General features: G+C 63.8%; 15 protein-coding genes. 8 read left to right on the forward strand and 7 right to left on the reverse strand.

Annotated features, from left to right (window positions below; all coding sequences use genetic code 11):
* The first annotated feature begins 429 nt into the window (after positions 1-429).
* Positions 430-1,692 (forward strand): oxalate/formate MFS antiporter, encoded by a 1,263-nt coding sequence (oxlT, locus tag CKW09_RS12275; protein WP_095097502.1) that lies wholly within the window; start codon positions 430-432, stop codon positions 1,690-1,692.
* A 56-nt stretch (positions 1,693-1,748) separates the two neighbouring features.
* On the opposite strand, the gene CKW09_RS12280 is transcribed toward oxlT, so the two are convergent.
* Complete coding sequence (locus CKW09_RS12280) at positions 1,749-2,042, reverse strand: SelT/SelW/SelH family protein (protein ID WP_061795324.1); 294 nt, start codon at positions 2,040-2,042, stop codon at positions 1,749-1,751.
* 211 nt (positions 2,043-2,253) lie between these two features.
* Here CKW09_RS12280 and adhP point away from each other — a divergent pair, with 211 nt between their 5' ends.
* On the forward strand, positions 2,254-3,264 hold the full coding sequence (adhP, locus tag CKW09_RS12285; RefSeq protein WP_061795323.1) for an alcohol dehydrogenase AdhP: 1,011 nt from the start codon (positions 2,254-2,256) through the stop codon (positions 3,262-3,264).
* A gap of 50 nt (positions 3,265-3,314) precedes the next feature.
* Here the strand turns inward: adhP and exaC are convergent, their stop codons facing one another.
* Complete coding sequence (gene exaC, locus CKW09_RS12290; RefSeq protein ID WP_061795322.1) at positions 3,315-4,835, reverse strand: acetaldehyde dehydrogenase ExaC; 1,521 nt, start codon at positions 4,833-4,835, stop codon at positions 3,315-3,317.
* Between the two features lie 288 nt (positions 4,836-5,123).
* Between exaC and CKW09_RS12295 the strand changes: the two genes are divergently transcribed.
* Positions 5,124-6,914, forward strand: a complete 1,791-nt coding sequence (locus CKW09_RS12295; RefSeq protein ID WP_095097505.1) for a sigma-54-dependent Fis family transcriptional regulator — start codon at positions 5,124-5,126, stop codon at positions 6,912-6,914.
* Between the two features lie 34 nt (positions 6,915-6,948).
* Here CKW09_RS12295 and aldA read toward each other — a convergent pair whose 3' ends face one another.
* On the reverse strand, positions 6,949-8,388 hold the full coding sequence (aldA, locus tag CKW09_RS12300; RefSeq protein ID WP_095097509.1) for an aldehyde dehydrogenase: 1,440 nt from the start codon (positions 8,386-8,388) through the stop codon (positions 6,949-6,951).
* Between the two features lie 315 nt (positions 8,389-8,703).
* On the opposite strand from aldA, the gene rhaT reads away from it, so the two are divergent.
* Positions 8,704-9,738, forward strand: coding sequence for an L-rhamnose/proton symporter RhaT (rhaT, locus tag CKW09_RS12305; protein ID WP_095097512.1), 1,035 nt, complete (start codon positions 8,704-8,706; stop codon positions 9,736-9,738).
* Here the strand turns inward: rhaT and rhaR are convergent, their stop codons facing one another.
* From rhaR to CKW09_RS12320, 3 genes are all read right to left on the reverse strand, one after another.
* Entirely contained in the window at positions 9,739-10,557 is an 819-nt protein-coding gene (gene rhaR, locus CKW09_RS12310) for an HTH-type transcriptional activator RhaR (protein ID WP_231922162.1), read from the reverse strand. It abuts the gene before it with no gap.
* Between the two features lie 66 nt (positions 10,558-10,623).
* The gene (gene rhaS, locus CKW09_RS12315; RefSeq protein WP_061795318.1) at positions 10,624-11,436 is read right to left on the reverse strand and encodes an HTH-type transcriptional activator RhaS; all 813 of its coding nucleotides are present in this window, start codon (positions 11,434-11,436) and stop codon (positions 10,624-10,626) included.
* Positions 11,437-11,529: 93 nt separating this feature from the next.
* Positions 11,530-11,727, reverse strand: coding sequence for a hypothetical protein (locus CKW09_RS12320; RefSeq protein WP_061795317.1), 198 nt, complete (start codon positions 11,725-11,727; stop codon positions 11,530-11,532).
* Between CKW09_RS12320 and rhaB the strand changes: the two genes are divergently transcribed.
* From rhaB to rhaM, 4 genes are read left to right on the forward strand one after another with little or no spacing between them, the layout of a single operon-like run.
* On the forward strand, positions 11,726-13,198 hold the full coding sequence (rhaB, locus tag CKW09_RS12325) for a rhamnulokinase (RefSeq protein ID WP_061795316.1): 1,473 nt from the start codon (positions 11,726-11,728) through the stop codon (positions 13,196-13,198). The genes CKW09_RS12320 and rhaB overlap by 2 nt on opposite strands.
* Positions 13,195-14,445 (forward strand): L-rhamnose isomerase, encoded by a 1,251-nt coding sequence (locus tag CKW09_RS12330; protein WP_095097517.1) that lies wholly within the window; start codon positions 13,195-13,197, stop codon positions 14,443-14,445. The genes rhaB and CKW09_RS12330 overlap by 4 nt, the downstream gene beginning before the upstream one ends.
* A 9-nt stretch (positions 14,446-14,454) precedes the next feature.
* On the forward strand, positions 14,455-15,291 hold the full coding sequence (rhaD, locus tag CKW09_RS12335; protein ID WP_061795314.1) for a rhamnulose-1-phosphate aldolase: 837 nt from the start codon (positions 14,455-14,457) through the stop codon (positions 15,289-15,291).
* Positions 15,288-15,602 carry an L-rhamnose mutarotase gene (gene rhaM / locus CKW09_RS12340; RefSeq protein ID WP_061795313.1) on the forward strand — a complete coding sequence of 105 codons (315 nt, stop codon included), beginning with the start codon at positions 15,288-15,290 and terminating at the stop codon, positions 15,600-15,602. The genes rhaD and rhaM overlap by 4 nt, the downstream gene beginning before the upstream one ends.
* Before the next feature lie 15 nt (positions 15,603-15,617).
* On the opposite strand, the gene CKW09_RS12345 is transcribed toward rhaM, so the two are convergent.
* Positions 15,618-17,573, reverse strand: coding sequence for a sigma-54-dependent Fis family transcriptional regulator (locus CKW09_RS12345; RefSeq protein WP_061795312.1), 1,956 nt, complete (start codon positions 17,571-17,573; stop codon positions 15,618-15,620).
* Positions 17,574-17,631 lie beyond the last annotated feature (58 nt).

The raw sequence follows: 17,631 nt of genomic DNA on the forward strand, positions 1-17,631 counted from the left end.
GGCCGGGAGAAATCAACCGGCATGAAGGGGAAAGGGCGCGCCGAGGGAGGGCGGCGTTGCGCACAGGGATACGGCAATTAAGGGTTAAATAAAGCGAGCGGAATAATAAAGCTATTTATTTAATTCATTAATGGCCCGAATTAACGAATATACTGGTGCGTCAATTGACTATTTCGGCACTACGGCGGTGCATTATGGCTGGGAATATTTAACGAATTTATTAATGGCCATTTAATTATAATTGAATATTAATATAACCAATTGATATCTGGCTTGTTTATTTTCCCTGTCGTCGGGGTGGCATGATTGCTGCTTCCTGAGTTTCTGCGGCTATCGCCGCACGACGTCAAAAATACGATAAAGCGCCAATCGCATCGGCTCCGCCGCTGCGGCGCGGTAATGACATTCGCACTCGGGGAGAAATAAATAATGACGGTACTGACCGAATCGCTGCAGGCGAGCAAATACGGCAAATGGACCCAGCTGTTGCTCGGGTTGATTTGCATGGCTTCAATATCGAGCCCGCAATATGTCTGGACGCTGCTGACCGGGCCGCTGACGGCGAAATTGGGCGTGGGGTTGCCTGAACTGCAGGTGACGTTCTCGTTGCTGATTATTCTGCAAACCTTTTTTTCGCCGTTCCAGGGCAAACTGATCGATCGCTTCGGCCCGCGCCGGCTGATTTCCCTCGGCACGCTGCTGGCCGGGCTCAGCTGGGTGCTGTCATCGCAGGTCAACGGTTTGCTGGCGCTGTATGTGGTCTACGGCTGTTTGGGCGGCCTGGGCACCGGCATCGTGTACGTCGGCATCGTCGGGCTGATGGTGAAATGGTTCCCCGACAATCGCGGTTTCGCCGCCGGGGCGGTCGCGGCGGGCTACGGCATGGGGGCGATCCTGACCACATTCCCCATTTCCCTCTCATTGGGCAGCTACGGCGTGGAGCAGACGATGATGGTCTTCGGCGGCGCGTTTGCGTTGGTCGGGTTGCTGGCGAGCCAGGGGCTGAGGGTGCCGGCCAATGCCGCTTCGCTGCCCGGCAGCGTCAGGCTCGAACAGGGCAAGCGACAGTTCGCCTCGCGGGAAATGCTGCGGCAGCCGCTATTCTGGCTGATGTTCCTGATGATGGCGATGATGTCCACGTCCGGGCTGATGGTGACCTCGCAAATGGCGGTGTTCGCCCATGACTTCGGCATCAGCGGCGCGGTGGTGTTCGGCATGGCGGCGCTGCCGCTGGCGCTGACCATCGACAGATTTACCAACGGGCTGACGCGGCCGCTGTTTGGCTTTATCTCCGACCGCTATGGGCGGGAAAAGACCATGTTCATCGCCTTCGCGCTGGAAGGCTGCGCAATGACGCTGTGGCTGATGTGCCGTGAGGATCCGCTGCTGTTTGTGCTGTTGTCCGGCGTGGTGTTCTTCGGCTGGGGGGAAATCTTCTCGCTGTTCCCCTCGACGCTGACCGACACCTTCGGCAGCCAAAATGCGACCGCCAACTACGGCTGGCTGTATATGTCGCAGGGCATAGGTTCGATTTTCGGCGGCCCTCTGGCGGCGCTGCTGTATCAGCACACTCAGGGTTGGCATGTGGTCTTCGGCTGCGCGATTGCGCTGGACTTTATCACCGCCGGATTGGCGCTGTGGGTGCTGAAACCCTGGCGCTCCCGCTTCATGCGCGCTCAGCAGCCGAATTGAAATCCTCCCCGGCGCCGCGCCGGGGAGAGGTTCAGGCCCCCGGCCGCTAAGCGGGCTCAATGCTTGGCGCTTTTGCCGTCGTTATGGCCGAGCGAGCGATCGGGAAAGCAGTGGTCGCGCAGGCGCTGTTTCAGCTGCGCCGCATCGGGAAAGCCGCCGTCTATTTTTCGATCCCAGATCATCACGCCGCCGACGCTGATTTGGTACACCCCGCCGGTGCCGGGCATCAGCGTGACGGAGGCGAGATCGTCGCCGAAGGTGCTGAGCAGCTCTTGCGCCATCCAGCCGGCGCGCAGCAGCCAGTTGCATTGTGAACAGTAATGAATGGTAACGGCAGGGGCGGTTTTCATCGTAGGGTCGCCGGCAAATTAACGTTGCCGCTATCATCGGATGCCGCACCCGTCTTTGTCAATTGGCCGCTCTGTGGGTTGCCCCTCAAGGAAACGACAAAATCTTTCATATTTAATTATTTGTTTTTACATAAAAATACCCGATTTGCCCTCTGGTGACTCAGTCACTACAGTTACAGGTGACCTTTTCATTTCAGCTGAGGAAACCACCATGAAAGCTGCCGTAGTGACCAAAAACCATACCGTGGACATTCAGGACAAACAGCTTCGCCCGCTGAAGCACGGCGAAGCGGCGCTGAGGATGGAGTGCTGCGGGGTGTGCCATACCGATCTGCACGTTAAAAATGGCGATTTTGGCGAAGTTCCCGGCATTACGCTCGGCCATGAAGGCATTGGGGTGGTCAGCGCGGTCGGTGACGGCGTCACCTCGTTGAAGGTTGGCGACAGAGCCAGCGTCGCCTGGTTCTATCAGGGCTGCGGCCACTGCGAATACTGCGTCAGCGGCAACGAGACGCTGTGCCGCGCGGTCAAAAACGCCGGCTACAGCGTAGACGGCGGCATGGCGGAAGAGTGCATCGTGGTGGCGGACTACGCGGTAAAAGTGCCGGACGGCCTGGACTCGTTCGCCGCCAGCAGCATCACCTGCGCCGGGGTGACCACCTACAAGGCGGTGAAGATTTCCGGCATCCAGCCAGGCCAGTGGATCGCCATCTACGGCCTCGGCGGCTTGGGCAACCTGGCGCTGCAGTACGCCAGGAACGTGTTCAACGCCAAGGTGATCGCCATTGACGTCAACGACGGCCAGTTGGACTTCGCCAAAGAAATCGGCGCGGACCTGACCATCAATCCGCAGCACCAAAACGCCGAAGAAATTATCCAGCGGCAGGTGGGCGGCGCCCATGCCGCGGTCGTTACCGCGGTGGCCAAATCGGCCTTCAACTCGGCGGTGAATGCGGTGCGCGCCGGCGGTAAAGTGGTGGCCGTGGGGCTGCCGCCGGAGAACATGGATCTGAGCATTCCGCGTTTGGTGCTGGACGGCATTCAGGTGGTCGGCTCGCTGGTGGGCACCCGCGAAGATCTGAAAGAGGCGTTCCAGTTCGCCGCCGAAGGCAAGGTGACGCCGAAGGTCACCAAGCGTCCGTTGGGCGACATCAACGACATCTTCGAAGAAATGAAGTCGGGGAAAATCCGCGGCCGCATGGTGATCGACCTGTCCGCGTAACTGCGGCCGCCGCCAACGAAGGGCCACCGCCAGCGGTGGCCCTTCGTCGATCAGAACAGCCCCAGCGGCTTGGCGTCGTAACTCACCAGCAGGTTTTTCACCTGTTGATAATGCGACAGCGCCGCCTTGTGGGTCTCGCGCCCGATGCCGGAGTTTTTGTATCCGCCGAACGCGGCGTGCGCCGGGTACAGGTGGTAGCAGTTGGTCCAGACGCGGCCGGCCTTGATGGCGCGGCCCATGCGATAGGCGCGGTTGATGTCGCGGGTCCACAGCCCGGCTCCCAGCCCAAACTCGGTGTCGTTGGCCAACGCCAGCGCTTCGGCCTCGTCCTTGAAGCTGGCCACGCCGATCACCGGTCCGAAAATCTCTTCACGGAAGAAACGCATGCTGTTGTTGCCGGTAATCAGCGTCGGCTGCAGGTAGAAACCGTTTTGCAGTTCATCGCCCTGGGTCACGCGTTCGCCGCCGGCGACGATCTTGCCGCCTTCGTTTTTGGCGATGTCGATGTAGGACAGGATCTTGTCGTACTGCTGTTTCGAGGCCTGAGCGCCGATCATGGTGTCGGTGTCAAAGGGGTCGCCCTGGCGAATGGTGGCGATGCGCGCCAGCACTTTCTCGATAAACTGCGGGTAAATGGATTCCTGGATCAGCGCGCGCGAAGGGCAGGTGCAGACTTCGCCCTGGTTGAAGAAGCCCAGCACCAGCCCTTCAACCGCTTTGTCGATAAACTCCGGTTCGGCCTGCATGATGTCTTCAAAGTAGATGTTGGGCGATTTGCCGCCCAGTTCGACGGTGCTGGGAATGATGTTCTCCGCCGCACAGGCGAGGATGCGCCGGCCTATCGGGGTGGAACCGGTAAAGGCGATTTTCGCGATGCGTTTGCTGCGTGCCAGGGCCTCGCCGGCTTCGGCGCCGAACCCCTGCACCACGTTGAGCACGCCCGGCGGCAGCAGATCGCCGATTTCCTCCATCAGCACGCTGATGCCGAGCGGGGTTTGCTCCGCCGGTTTCAACACCACGCAGTTGCCGCCCGCCAGCGCCGGCGCCAGCTTCCAGGCGGCCATCAGCAGCGGGAAGTTCCAGGGGATGATCTGGCCGACCACGCCCAGCGGTTCATAGATATGGTAGGCCACGGTGTTCTGATCAATCTCGGCCGCGCTGCCTTCCTGCGCGCGCAGGCAGCCGGCGAAGTAGCGGAAGTGATCGACCGCCAGCGGCAGATCGGCATTCAGGGTTTCGCGGATCGGTTTGCCGTTGTCCCAGGTTTCCGTCAGCGCCAGCATTTCCAGCCGCGACTCGATGCGATCGGCGATGGCCAGCAGCAGGTTGGCGCGTTCCTGCACGCTGGTTTTGCCCCAGGCGTCGGCCGCCGCATGCGCCGCATCCAGCGCCAGCTCGATATCTTTGGCGTCCGAACGCGGGAACTCGGCGATCGGTTGGCCGGTCACCGGGGAGGTGTTGGTGAAGTAGTTGCCGGCAACCGGTTCGACAAATTTGCCGCCAATGTAATTGCCATAACGCTTTTTGAAGGAAACCAGCGAGCCAGGCAAACCGGGATGGACATATTTCATGTTGTGCACCTCTCTGCAGAAGATAACCGACGCTATTGGGCTGCGCCTGCGAATGCGACATGTCGCCGCAGTGAGTCATAAGCATTCCCTATGCCAGATTGATTTCACCTATCTCTTCATTTCAGTAAATGCTTTAATATCAATCGATTGATTTGTCGTTAAAATAGTTTCGTTACCTCGCCGTTCCGATCCGCCAGGCCCGGCGGTTATTTTTTGTGTCCCGTGTCGCAACACCTGATACACGGTCGTGATACAAACTTGCAACATTCTTATTCGGTGGAGAAGCGCATGTTGCAGAAAGAGCGAGCGGCCCGCCCGGGCCAGGCTTCGGCCGGTGATAACCGGCTTCTCCCGAGCCCGCTGAACGAATCCTGGCAGCGCAGCCGGCGTTACGGCCTGACGCGCGCCGACGACCACATCCCCTTTATCAAGCCGGCCTTGCTCAGCGAGCTGCGCGGTGAAAACGCCTGGGTGCCGCAGCTGGCGCGGCCGTTCATCGAGCAACTGGGATCGGAAATCAACCGCCAGCCGTCGATCGTCGTGATCTCCGACGCCGCCGGGCTGGTGCTGGAAACCTGCGGCAATACGGACTTTTTGCATCGGGCGTCGCGTTTCGCTCTGGCGCCCGGCAACCTGTGGGGCGAGCAGGCGCGGGGCACCAACGCCATCGGCACCGCGCTGGCGCTCGGCGAGTTTTGCGAGGTGAACGGCGACCAGCACTTTCTCAAGCAGAATGCCGGGCTTTACTGCACCGCGGCGCCGATTTACCGCCCCGACGGCCTGATTGCCGGCGTGCTGGATATTTCGGCGCCGGCGCAAAATCCTTATCGCGATGCGCGAGCGCTGGTCCTGCAGGCGGTCAGGCATATCGAGCACCGCTGGGTGAAAAGCCTGGTCTCCGCGCGCGACTGGACGCTCAGCCTGCATGCCGACGCCCGCAGCCTCGGCAGCGCGCAGGAATTGTTGCTGGTGTTCCGCGATGAGGTGCTGATCGCCGCCAACCGGCTCGCCATGCGGGAATTCAACCTGTCGCCGGCGTCGTTCGGCGCCACCGGCTTCGCCAGCCTGTTTCCGCTGCTGCCCCGGCAGCCGTCCGGTGCGCCGCGCCGGGCTCAGGCCTGCAACGACCGCCATTACTACTCGCTGCTGGAAGCGCCGCCGCGCGGTTCAGTCGCCGTCGGCGCGCGCGCGCAGCCGGCGGAAAAACAGGATCAACAGCATCAGAAAGCGCTGCGCATCCTCAACGCCGGGCTGGCGCTGTGCATCACCGGCGAGACCGGCTGCGGCAAAGAGCACTTTAGCCGTCGGCTGTACCGGGAAAGCCGCTGGAGCCGCGGCAACTTCGTGGCGATCAACTGCGCGGCGCTGCCGGAACAGCTGATCGAATCCGAACTGTTCGGCTATGCGCCGGGCGCATTTACCGGCGCCAACCCCAAAGGCTATCTCGGCAAAATCAGGGAGGCCGACGGCGGCGTACTGTTCCTCGATGAAATTGGCGATATGCCGTTGACGTTGCAAACCCGGCTGCTGCGGGTGCTGCAGGAAAAAACGGTGACGCCGCTGGGTAGCCGCAGCGCCTATGCCGTCGATTTCTCGCTGATCTGCGCCACCCACCACGATCTTGCCCAGCGGGTGCAGGCGGGGGCGTTTCGTGAGGATCTGCTGTACCGCATTCAGGAATACAGCCTGAACGTCGCGCCGCTCCGGGAGCGGGCGGAACCGCAGCGCTTCATTCTGCAGCTGTGGCGAGAGCTGGGCGGCGAGCGGCGCGGCATTCGTTTGTCGCCCGAGGCGTTGGCCCTGATGGCGCGCTACCCGTGGCCGGGCAACGTGCGCCAGCTGCTGAGCACCCTGAAGGTGCTGCTGGCGCTGGCCGATGACCGCGGCGTCATCACCCCCGACGATCTGCCGCCGGCGATAACCGCGCCGCCGAAACCGGCGCCGGGCGCGCCGGACCTGCAGGAGGCGATCAGGAAGGCCGACGGCAACCTGAGTTTGGCGGCGAAGGCGCTCGGCATTTCGCGCAGCACGCTGTACCGCAGGATGGATAAACGACGCCTGGCGGCCCCGAACGGCTAAAACCGCCGCCCGGGCGGTTTTAGCCTGGGCGGGACTATCGATATTGCAGGTAGGCCACCTGAGTCTGCAGATACTCCTCCAGCCCGTGGCGGCCGTCGGCGCCGCCGATGCCGGATTTGCGCCAGCCGGCGTGGAAACCCTGCATCGCCTCGAAGTTCTCCCGGTTGATATAGGTCTCCCCGAACTTAAGCCGCTTCAGCGCGGTCATCGCCACGTTCAGGTCACGGGTGAAGATCGAAGACGTCAGGCCGTACTCGCTGTCGTTGGCCATGGCGATCGCCTGGTCCAGCGTGTCGAAGGTGGCCACCGGCAATACCGGGCCGAACACTTCCTCATGCATGATCGCCATATCCTGCCGCACCCGGGTCAGCAGGGTCGGCGGGAAGAAATAGCCGGTTCCCGGCTCGCGCTTGCCGCCCAACACCAGCTCGGCGCCCTGGCTGACGGCGTGCGCCACCTTGTCCTCCACCCGCTGCAAGGCGGCGGCGCTGATCAGCGGCCCCATGTCCAGCCCGCTCCGCTGCTGCGGATCGCCGAAGGTCACCTGCCGCAGCGCCTCGGTCAGCCGGGCGATAAACTGCGGGTAAATCGCCTGCTGCACGTAAACGCGCTCCACGCAGTTGCACACCTGGCCGCTGTTGATTACCCGCGAACTGACGATGGCCCGTACCGCCAGCTCCAGATCGGCGTCGGCCATCACGATCGCCGGCGCTTTGCCGCCCAGCTCCAGCGACACCTTGGTGACGTTGTCGGCGGCGGCGCGCAGGGTGGCGACCCCGGCGCCGATGCTGCCGGTCAGGCTGACCATGCCGACCTTCGGGCTGGCCGCCAGCGCCTGGCCCACTTCCGGCCCGTAGCCGGTCACCAGATTGAACACGCCTTTCGGCAGGCCGATTTGGTGAACGATCTCGGCAAACATCACCGCGTTGCCCGGCGTCAGCTCGCTGGGCTTGATGACGATGGTGTTGCCGGTCAGCAGCGCCGGCGCCGCCTTGCGGGCGATCAGGAAGAACGGGAAGTTCCACGGCAAGATGCCGACGGTGACGCCAATCGGCTTCTTGAAAATAAAGATGTTTTCGTCAGGGCGGTCGCTCTGGATGATTTCGCCCTCATAGCGCCGCGCCCACTCGGCCATGTAGTCCAGGTAGTCGGCGGTGAACAGCACTTCGATTTTCGCCAGCGCCGCCGTCTTGCCGCCTTCGGCGACGATCATCGCGCTCAGCGCCGCCTCACGCTGGCGAATGCCGGCGGCGATATCGCGCAGCCACTGGCCGCGCCGCACCGCCGGCAGCGCCTCCCAATCCGGCTGGGCGCGGGCGGCGGCGTCGATCGCCCGCTCGACGTCGGCGGCGTCGCCCTGCGGAATGTGCAGGATGGTCTGTTCGGTCGCGGGATTGATCACCTCGATCCAGCGGTCGTTGCGGGCGACGGTGAACTCGCCGTCGATATACATGCGTTTTTGAGGATTATTCATGGCAGGGCTCCACAGGGGATGGTGATTAACGAATTGTCAGATTAATGAATTCCTGATGTTAATAACCTTTGCGCCAGTGCCACCGAAGGCGCGCGGCTGGCAGCCCTGCGCGGATCGCGCCGATCGCCGCCGCCATTTTTCGCATTGCCCGCGCGTCAGTGCGGGGAACTGTGATCCCGCCCGGCGTCACCCCTTGTATTTTGCCAACTTACGTCAGAGCTGGCAGTCAGGCTAAGGTTGGCGGGCAGGCAAGCCCGATAGACTCCTTCGTGTCGTTTTTTTGTCCTCTTACACGCTACGAAGGAAGGCATGACAATGAATAACGTCATTCTGTTGGGAATACTGTGGCATCTGGTCGGCGCCGCCAGCGCCGCCTGTTTTTATGCGCCGTTCAAGCAGGTGCGGCAATGGTCATGGGAAACCATGTGGTCGATCGGCGGGCTGATGTCCTGGCTGATCCTGCCGTGGGCCGTCAGCTGGCTGCTGCTGCCGGATTTTTGGCAGTACTACCGCTCTTTCAGCCCGAGCACGCTGCTGCCGGTGTTTTTATTTGGCGCCATGTGGGGCATCGGCAACGTGAACTACGGCCTGACCATGCGCTATCTGGGCATGTCGATGGGCATCGGCATCGCCATCGGCATCACCCTGGTGGTCGGCACGCTGATGACGCCGCTGCTGCAGGGCCGCTTCGTTGCGCTGTTCGGCTCCGCCGGCGGGCTGATGACGCTGCTGGGCGTTCTGGTGGCGCTGGTCGGCGTGGCGATCGTCAGCTGGGCCGGGGTGCTGAAGGAGCGGGCGATGGGCATCTGCGCCGAAGAGTTCAACCTGCGCAAGGGGCTGGTGCTGGCGGTGCTGTGCGGGATTTTTTCCGCCGGCATGTCGTTCGCCATGGATGCGGCCAAGCCGATGCATCAGGCGGCGGCGCAGCTGGGCATCGATCCTCTGTATGTCGCCTTGCCCAGCTACGTGGTGATCATGGGCGGCGGGGCGCTGATCAATCTGGGTTACTGCCTGGCACGTCTGGCTATCAAGCCGGAGCTGTCGGTGCGGGTCGATTTCTCGCGCGCCAAACCGCTGCTGTTGGCCAACCTGCTGTTTTCGCTGCTGGGCGGCGCCATGTGGTACCTGCAGTTCTTCTTCTACGCCTGGGGGCACGCGCGCATTCCGGCGCAGTATGATTTTATCAGCTGGATGCTGCACATGAGTTTCTACGTGCTGTGCGGCGGCCTGGTCGGCCTGCTGCTGAAGGAGTGGAACAACGCCGGCCGACGTCCGGTGGCGGTGCTGAGCGTCGGCTGCCTGGTGATCATCCTGGCGGCCAACATCGTCGGCCTCGGCATGGCGGGCTGATCACAGCTTCACCTCCGCCGTCGGGCGCCGGCCTCGTTCAAAACGTTGGCGCCAGGCGCTGGGGGTGACGCCGGTTTCCCGGGTGAACACCACCGAAAAGTAGTTGCTGTCGTCAAAGCCGCAGCGGGCGGCGACCTCGCCGATCAGGCAGTCGCTGCGGCGCAGCAAATATTTGGCCCGGCACAGCTGCAGCTGGCGCTGATAGTGGCCGATGGTCATGCCGGTCTGCTGGCGGAACAGCTGCTTCAGCCCGCGCTCCGCCAGCCGATGCTGCAAGCAGAACGCCCCCAGCTCGAAGCGCCCGCCGTTATCGCCCTGGATCGCCGCCATCAGCAGATCCAGCTGTTCCCCCTCGGGCAGTTGGCCGTGCTGTTCGGGGGCGTAACGGTGGCGACGCAGGATCAGCGCCAGCTGCAGGAACAGCGCTTCGGTCAGCTGGATCGACAGCTGGTCGGTCTTGCGGCTTTCCTGCGCCAGCTGCTGGATCACGCCGCGCGTCAGCGCCATGCCGCGGGTGGTCAGCCGCCAGTGGGACTGGTGCTGCCGAACGTCGGGCGGCAGCAGCTCCGCCCAGTCGATAGCCAACCGGAAACGCTCCGGACAATACAGAATATTGTCCAACACCAGATCGTGGACCGAATCGTAGCTGTGGCAATCGCGATCGCGGATATAAAAGATGTCGCCGCAGGTGACCCGCCAGGGCCGGTCGTTGAGCACGTGCAGGCCGTTGCCGCGCCAGACGATGACTATCTCGCTGAATTCGTGGGTGTGCGGCGGAAACGAGGGCTGAGGCGCCCGATCGGCGACCGCCACCGGCATCAGCTCAGAGGGCAGATAATCTGTTTTGGCCAGCAGCAGCGGGGAGTTCACCGGGACACCTCGGGGTCAGAAGTCGTTTTGTCGCATAGTACGGGGTGAACAGCCAAACTCGCGCTTGAAAAGCGTGGAAAAGTGATTGCTGTCACCAAATCCGCAGCGGTAGGCGATATCCGTGATGCGCGTATCCTCATGGCGCAGCATTTGGCGCGCCTGCAGCAGCCGCAGCCGATTAAGGTAGCGCTGCGGCGTGCTGCCGGTGTGCTTCTTGAGCTGGCGGTGCAGGGTGCGCAGCGAAAGCGAGAAGCGATCGGCCAGCCAATCCCAGTCCACTTCGTCGCTGTAGTGCTCCGCCAACCAGTCCAGCAGCAGGCGCAGCCGGCCCTCGGGATCGTCGGCGGCCGCGGCGACGGATCCCTGACGCAGCAACACCAGCAGCTGCATGAACAACAGCTCTTGCTGCGCCAGATGTTCGAGGCCGAAGGCGGCGGGCGTCTGCGCCAGCCGGGTGACCACCGCGCGCACCTGCTCCAGCAGCTTGCTGCTGATGCACCAGTGGGCGCTTTGCGCCTGCGGCAGCAGCTGATCCAGCCCGGAGAGAAAGCGAAAGGCGTTGGGGCCGCGATACAGCACGTTGGTCAGATGCAGGTTGTCGGTCTGTTCATAGAGGTGACGATCGCTGTCGCGGACAAAACAGATGCAGCCGCCGTACAGCGGCTGAGGCTGGCCGTTGAGCACGTGGGTGCCTGCGCCGCTCTCGACGATCACGATTTCGTAAAAATCATGGTGATGCTCGGGAAAGCCGGACTGCGGGACCCGCGGCTCGATCGTCACCGGGTAAGGGCTTGAAGCGAAAAAGTCACTGCCGCGCAACATTGCCATCTCTTCATCTCCGTTAACCATTTTGCAACAAATACTAGAGGAGGCGTCGGCGGGCCGCCTTGAAATTACGACGCGTCAGCGCCGCTCCGGCGGTCATTTTTTCAAGAATGCGCCGGAAAAAGACAAAATTGCGCGCCGGGTCACACCGCGGCCAAAAGCGCAAAGCGTGAAGCGCATCACGTTCATCTTTGCCTGATTGCCAGCCGCGGGCGCCAGACTGGCAGTGGCGATAAGGTGCCGTTTCCCCAGGGTTTTAAACTGTCGCCATCGATTCATCAGGAGCAAGCCCATGACACTTCGCCATATTGTCTCCATAGATCTCGGCGCCTCCAGCGGCCGGGTGATGCTTTGCCGCTACCGGCCGGAGCAACAGGAAATCACCCTGCGGGAAGTGGTGCGCTTCGGCAACGGCCTGCGGCGCATCGAGGGCCATGACTGCTGGGATGTGGATGCGCTGGAGCGGGCGATCCTGCAGGGGCTGCAGCGGCTCGACGCCGAGAACATCGGCGTGGACAGCATCGGCGTCGACACCTGGGGCGTGGACTATGTGCTGCTGGACGCCGACGGGCAGCGGGTCGGGCTGCCGGTGGCCTACCGCGACGATCGCACCCACGGCCTGATGCAGCAGGCCAGCCGGGCGCTGGGCGCGGCGCAGATCTACCGGCGCACCGGTATTCAGTTTCTGCCGTTCAACACCCTGTATCAGCTGCGGGCTTTCACGCAGCGCCATCCGCAGCAGGCGGCGCGCGTCGCTCACTTGCTGATGATGCCGGATTATTTGCACTATCGGCTGACCGGCCAGCTGAACTGGGAATACACCAACGCCACCACCAGTCAGCTGTTGAACATCCGCAGCGGCGAGTGGGATGCGGCGCTGTTGGAATGGGCCGGCGCGCGGCCGGCGTGGTTCGGCAAACCGACGCCGCCGGGCAATCAGCTGGGGCATTGGCGCAGCGCCGCCGGCAGACGGATCCCGGTGATCGCCGTCGCCAGCCACGACACCGCCAGCGCGGTGCTGGCCGCGCCGCTGCAGGACGCGCAAGCCGCCTACCTCAGCTCCGGCACCTGGTCGCTGATGGGCTTTGAAAGCGCCCGGCCCTATACCGACGCGGCGGCGCTGGCGGCCAACGTCACCAACGAAGGCGGCGCGGAGGGGCGTTTTCGGGTGCTGAAGAACATCATGGGGCTGTGGCTGCTGCAGCGGGTGTGCGAAGAGCTGGAGATAGCCGAACTGCCGCCGTTGATCGACCAGGCGGCGCGCTTGCCGGGCTGCCGCGCGCTGATCGACCCCAACGACCCGCGTTTTATCAATCCGGCCAGCATGGTGCGCGAGATCCAGGACGCCTGCCTCAGCCACGGCATGCCGGCGCCGCAAAGCGCCGCGGCGCTGGCGCGCTGCATCTTCGACAGCCTGGCGCTGCTGTATTGGCAGGTGCTGGAGGAGCTGCAGACGCTGCGCGGCGGCGCCTTCAGCCGCCTGCATATCGTCGGCGGCGGCAGCCAGAACCGGCTGCTCAACCAGCTGTGCGCCGACGCCTGCGGCATCGAACTGCATGCCGGCCCGGTCGAAGCCTCGATCCTCGGCAATATGGGCTGCCAGCTGATCGCGCTGGGGGAGGTGGCGGACGTCGCCGCTTTCCGCCGCATCGTCGCCCGCAACTTTACGCCGGCGGTGTTTTCGCCCAATCCCGACAGCGAACTCGTCGCCAACCGCAACCGATTCCAGGCTATCAGCCTGTCGACAAAGGAACCTTGCTTATGACCCGATCCATTGAACAGGCGTTTGACCTGGCGAAACAGCGCTTCAGCGATCTTGGCATCGACGTTGCGCGCGCGCTGGACCTGCTCGATCGCCTGCCCATTTCCGTCCACTGCTGGCAGGGCGACGACGTGCGCGGCTTCGAAAACCCGCAGGGCGCGCTGACCGGCGGCATCCAGGCCACCGGCGGCTATCCCGGCCGCGCCACCAACGCCGCGCAGCTGCGCGCCGATCTGGAGCGGGCGTTTTCACTGATCCCCGGCCCGAAACGGCTGAACCTGCATGCGATCTATCTGGAAAGCGAGCGCCCGGTCGAGCGCAACGCCATTGAGCCCAGACACTTCAGCCACTGGGTGGAATGGGCCAAAAGCCAGGGCCTGGGACTGGATTTCAACCCGAGCTGCTTCTCGCACCCGCTCAGCAGCGACGGCTTCACGCTGGCGCACGCCGATCCGGCCATCCGCCGCTTCTGGATTGAGCATTGCCAGGCCAGCCGGCGCATCTCGGCCCACTTTGGCGAGCAGCTCGGCACGCCGTCGGTAATGAACATCTGGGTGCCGGACGGCATGAAGGATCTGACCGTCGATCGCCTGGCGCCGCGGCGCCGGCTGATGACCGCGCTGGATGAGGTGCTCGCGGAGCCGCTGGATGCGCGCCACCACATCGACGCGGTGGAAAGCAAGCTGTTCGGCATCGGCGCCGAGAGCTACACCGTCGGCTCCAACGAATTCTGTCTGGGCTATGCCGCCAGCCGCCAGATCGCGCTGACGCTCGACGCCGGCCATTTCCATCCGACCGAGGTGATCTCCGACAAGATTTCCACCGCGATGCTGTATGTGCCGCGGCTGTTGCTGCACGTCAGCCGCCCGGTGCGCTGGGACAGCGACCATGTGGTGCTGCTGGACGACGAAACCCAGGCGATCGCCCAGGAGATCGTGCGCCATCAGCTGTTCGACAAGGTTCACATCGGCCTGGACTTCTTCGACGCGTCGATCAACCGCATCGCCGCCTGGGTGATCGGCACCCGCAACGTGCGCAAGGCGCTGCTGCGGGCGCTGCTGGAGCCGGTCGAGCTGCTGCGGCAGCGGGAGGCGGCGGGGGATTACACCGCGCGGCTGGCGCTGCTGGAAGAGCAGAAGTCGCTGCCGTGGCAGGCTATCTGGGAAGGTTACTGCCTGCGTCACGACGTGCCCGTCGGGGCCGGCTGGCTGGAAGACGTCCGCCGTTACGAACAACTCAATCAACGCTAAGGGGGCAGCATGCAAGGTATTCTTTCTTCATGGTTTGTGCAGGGCATGGTGAAAGCCACCGCCGACATGTGGCTGAAGGGCTGGGATGAACGCAACGGCGGCAATATCAGCCTGCGCTTGCTGGACGAAGAAGTGCGGCCGTATCAGGGCGATTTCACCCCGCAGCCGCGCCGGGTCGAGCTGAGCCAGCCGGCCGTCGAACTGGCCAACTGCTGGTTTCTGGTCACCGGCTCGGGCAAGTTTTTCCGCAACGTGCAGCTCGATCCCGCCGACAGCCTGGCGCTGCTGCGGGTCAGCGAAGACGGCCACGCCTACAGCATTCACTGGGGCTTGAGCCACGGCGGTTTGCCGACCTCCGAGCTGGCGTCGCACTTCCAGTCGCACTGCGTGCGCAAAACGCTGACCGACGGCGCCGATCGGGTGATCATGCACTGCCACGCCACCCATTTGATCGCCCTCAGCTACGTGCTGGAGTTGGACGCCGCCAGCTTTACCCGCCTGCTGTGGGAGGGCAGCACCGAATGCCTGGTGGTGTTCCCGCACGGCGTCGGCATCGTGCCCTGGATGGTGCCCGGCACCGACGGCATCGGCGAGCAGACCGCGCGACAGATGCGCAGCCACACGCTGGTGCTGTGGCCGTTCCACGGCATTTTCGCCAGCGGCCCGTCGCTGGACGACGCCTTCGGCCTGATCGACACCGCCGAGAAGTCGGCGCAGGTGCTGGTCAAGGTGCTGTCGATGGGCGGCATGCGGCAGACCATCAGCACGCCGCAGCTGATTGCGCTGGGGAAACGGTTTGAAGTGACGCCGTGGCAGGCGGCGCTGGACGCGGAACGAGCGTTATGATCCGCAAGGCCTTCGTGATGCCGGTGTACCCGCACGCGCACGCGGCGTATCGGCAGCGCCACGCCGCCATCTGGCCGGAGCTGGCGCAAACCCTGAAGCAGCACGGCGCGCATCGCTACAGTATTTTTCTCGATGCGCGGCGTCATTTGCTGTTCGCGGTGGTGGAGATCGAGTCCGAGGCGCGCTGGCAGGCGGTGGCCGACACCGACGTTTGCCGGCGCTGGTGGCTCTCGATGCGCGAGCTGATGCCCGGCAACCCCGACAACAGCCCGCTGAGCGAAACGCTGGAGCCGGTGTTTTATCTGGAATAACCCCGCCGAGCGGGGTTACTGCCGGAACTGGCGCACATCGATGCGCCAGCGGTTAATTTTGTTGTACAGCGTGGTGCGCGACAGCCCGAGCTGATCGGCGGCGCGGCGCAGATTGCCGGCGTGCGCCTCGATGGCCTGCAGAATATGCGCCCGCTCGCTGTCTTCCAACCGCAGCGCGGGCGCGGCCGGCAGCGGCGGCGTAGCGGCGATCATCTCGGCCGGCAAATCCTCGACGTCAATGAGCAGTCCCTCGCACAGATTGACCATCCGCTCCACCAGATTTTCCAGCTCGCGCACGTTGCCGGGCCAGCGCCAGGCCTGCAGGCGCGCCATCGCCGCCGGCGATACCTGCGGCGGGATTTTCTTCATGCGCGCGCACAGCTGCCGAATAAAGCCGGTGATCAGCCCGGCGATGTCGTCCTGGCGCTCGCGCAGCGGCGGGATGGCGATGGAGATCACGTTCAGCCGGTAATACAGATCGCGGCGAAACGCGCCGCTCTCCACCGCCAGCGCCAGATCGCAGTGGGTGGCCGCCACGATGCGCACGTCCACCTTCACCGGCTGCGCGGCGCCGATGCGCAGCACTTCGTTTTCCTGCAGCACGCGCAGCAGGCTGGTTTGCGCCTCCAGCGGCATTTCGCCGATCTCGTCCAGCAGCAGCGTGCCGCCGTCCGCCAGTTCGAACTTGCCGGCCGAGCCGCCGCGACGGGAGCCGGTGAAGGCGCCGTCGACATAGCCGAACAGCTCGCTCTGCACCAAATCGCGCGGCAGCGCGCCGCAGTTGACCGCGACAAAAGGCTCGCCGCTGCGCGCGCTGGCGTTGTGGATCGCCTGCGCGAACAGCTCTTTGCCGGTACCGCTTTCGCCGCGCAGCAGCACCGTGCTGTGGCTGCGGCTGCTGGTGCGCGCCTGGGCGATCGCCTGCTGAATGGCGGGGGAATGGCCGCGGATCATTTCGAAGGTGTAGCTGGCGCTGACGCCCATCACGCGGCGGGTGATGGCGCGGATGCGTCGGTCTTCGCGCAGCGACAGCACCCGGCCGTTGTCCGGTGCCGGCATCAGCGAAATCAGGCAGGAAAGGGGGCGTTTGCCGTCGGGGCAGAACGTCATCTCGCGATCGTTGCAGAACGGCATGGTCAGCAGCGAAGCGGACTGCGGCCGCAACAGCGCATCGATATGCCCGCCGCCGGGCTCCAGATCGCCGAAAATCTGGCGCGCATAGCGGTTGACGATGGTCAGCCGCCCGGCGGCGTCGCAGACGATCACCCCTTCATTCAGGGTTTCCAAAATCGACTGTTGCTCGGCCAATAGCCGCCGCAGCTGCAGCTGTTGGCCGATGGCCTCCGCCGCCGCCTGCACGGTGCCGAGCGTATGGGCGTTGAAGTTGTCCGGCGTGGCGGTCAACGTCAGCACGCCGATCATCGCTCCCTCGGTATTGCGCACCGGCGCCGCGGCGCACTGGCGGTGGCGCTGACGCAGGCCAATCTTCCAGTTTTCGCCGCTCAACACGTAGACCAGCCGTTGTTCCAGCAGGCAGCGAGCGGTGCAGTTGGTGCCCTGAACCTCTTCGCGCAGGATGCTGCCGACCGGCGTGATGTCGGCGCCGCAGTAATGCAGGGTGACGCCGTCGGCGTCGGTGAGGTTGATGTGGCCGTCCGGGTTATAGGCCAGCAGGTTTTCCATCACGCTGCGCGCCACGGCGATCAGGTCGGCGTTGGCCGCCAGGATCGCCGCCAGCGCGTCGGCGGGCGGGGCGCAATAGACGAAGTCGTCGGGATCGATGCCCCGTTGGCGCGAACGCTGCCAGGAACTCAGGATGGAGGCGCGTATCCAACCCGGCCGCTCCCCGGCGTTAAAGGCGCGCCAGCCTTGCCAGAGCAGGTTGTCCCACTCAGCGGCCTCCGCGCCCTCGGGCAGGCTGAAGATCGGGTCGCTTTCGTCTTTGATGGGTTTGAGTCCCGCGGCGTCCATCTGGTTCTCCGGTACGAATTGGAATGTTCATTTTATGGACATGCAAAGTTGACATGTC

Origin of the sequence: Serratia ficaria, from assembly GCF_900187015.1 — a bacterium.
Classification (GTDB): domain Bacteria; phylum Pseudomonadota; class Gammaproteobacteria; order Enterobacterales; family Enterobacteriaceae; genus Serratia; species Serratia ficaria.

Bases quoted from the DNA above. Each gene is read 5' to 3' on its own strand.
- oxlT (WP_095097502.1), top strand. From the start codon at position 430: ATGACGGTACTGACCGAATCGCTGCAGGCGAGCAAATACGGCAAATGG.
- CKW09_RS12280 (WP_061795324.1), bottom strand. From the start codon at position 2,042: ATGAAAACCGCCCCTGCCGTTACCATTCATTACTGTTCACAATGCAAC.
- adhP (WP_061795323.1), top strand. From the start codon at position 2,254: ATGAAAGCTGCCGTAGTGACCAAAAACCATACCGTGGACATTCAGGAC.
- exaC (WP_061795322.1), bottom strand. From the start codon at position 4,835: ATGAAATATGTCCATCCCGGTTTGCCTGGCTCGCTGGTTTCCTTCAAA.
- CKW09_RS12295 (WP_095097505.1), top strand. From the start codon at position 5,124: ATGTTGCAGAAAGAGCGAGCGGCCCGCCCGGGCCAGGCTTCGGCCGGT.
- aldA (WP_095097509.1), bottom strand. From the start codon at position 8,388: ATGAATAATCCTCAAAAACGCATGTATATCGACGGCGAGTTCACCGTC.
- rhaT (WP_095097512.1), top strand. From the start codon at position 8,704: ATGAATAACGTCATTCTGTTGGGAATACTGTGGCATCTGGTCGGCGCC.
- rhaR (WP_231922162.1), bottom strand. From the start codon at position 10,557: ATGCCGGTGGCGGTCGCCGATCGGGCGCCTCAGCCCTCGTTTCCGCCG.
- rhaS (WP_061795318.1), bottom strand. From the start codon at position 11,436: ATGGCAATGTTGCGCGGCAGTGACTTTTTCGCTTCAAGCCCTTACCCG.
- rhaB (WP_061795316.1), top strand. From the start codon at position 11,726: ATGACACTTCGCCATATTGTCTCCATAGATCTCGGCGCCTCCAGCGGC.
- CKW09_RS12320 (WP_061795317.1), bottom strand. From the start codon at position 11,727: ATGGGCTTGCTCCTGATGAATCGATGGCGACAGTTTAAAACCCTGGGG.
- CKW09_RS12330 (WP_095097517.1), top strand. From the start codon at position 13,195: ATGACCCGATCCATTGAACAGGCGTTTGACCTGGCGAAACAGCGCTTC.
- rhaD (WP_061795314.1), top strand. From the start codon at position 14,455: ATGCAAGGTATTCTTTCTTCATGGTTTGTGCAGGGCATGGTGAAAGCC.
- rhaM (WP_061795313.1), top strand. From the start codon at position 15,288: ATGATCCGCAAGGCCTTCGTGATGCCGGTGTACCCGCACGCGCACGCG.
- CKW09_RS12345 (WP_061795312.1), bottom strand. From the start codon at position 17,573: ATGGACGCCGCGGGACTCAAACCCATCAAAGACGAAAGCGACCCGATC.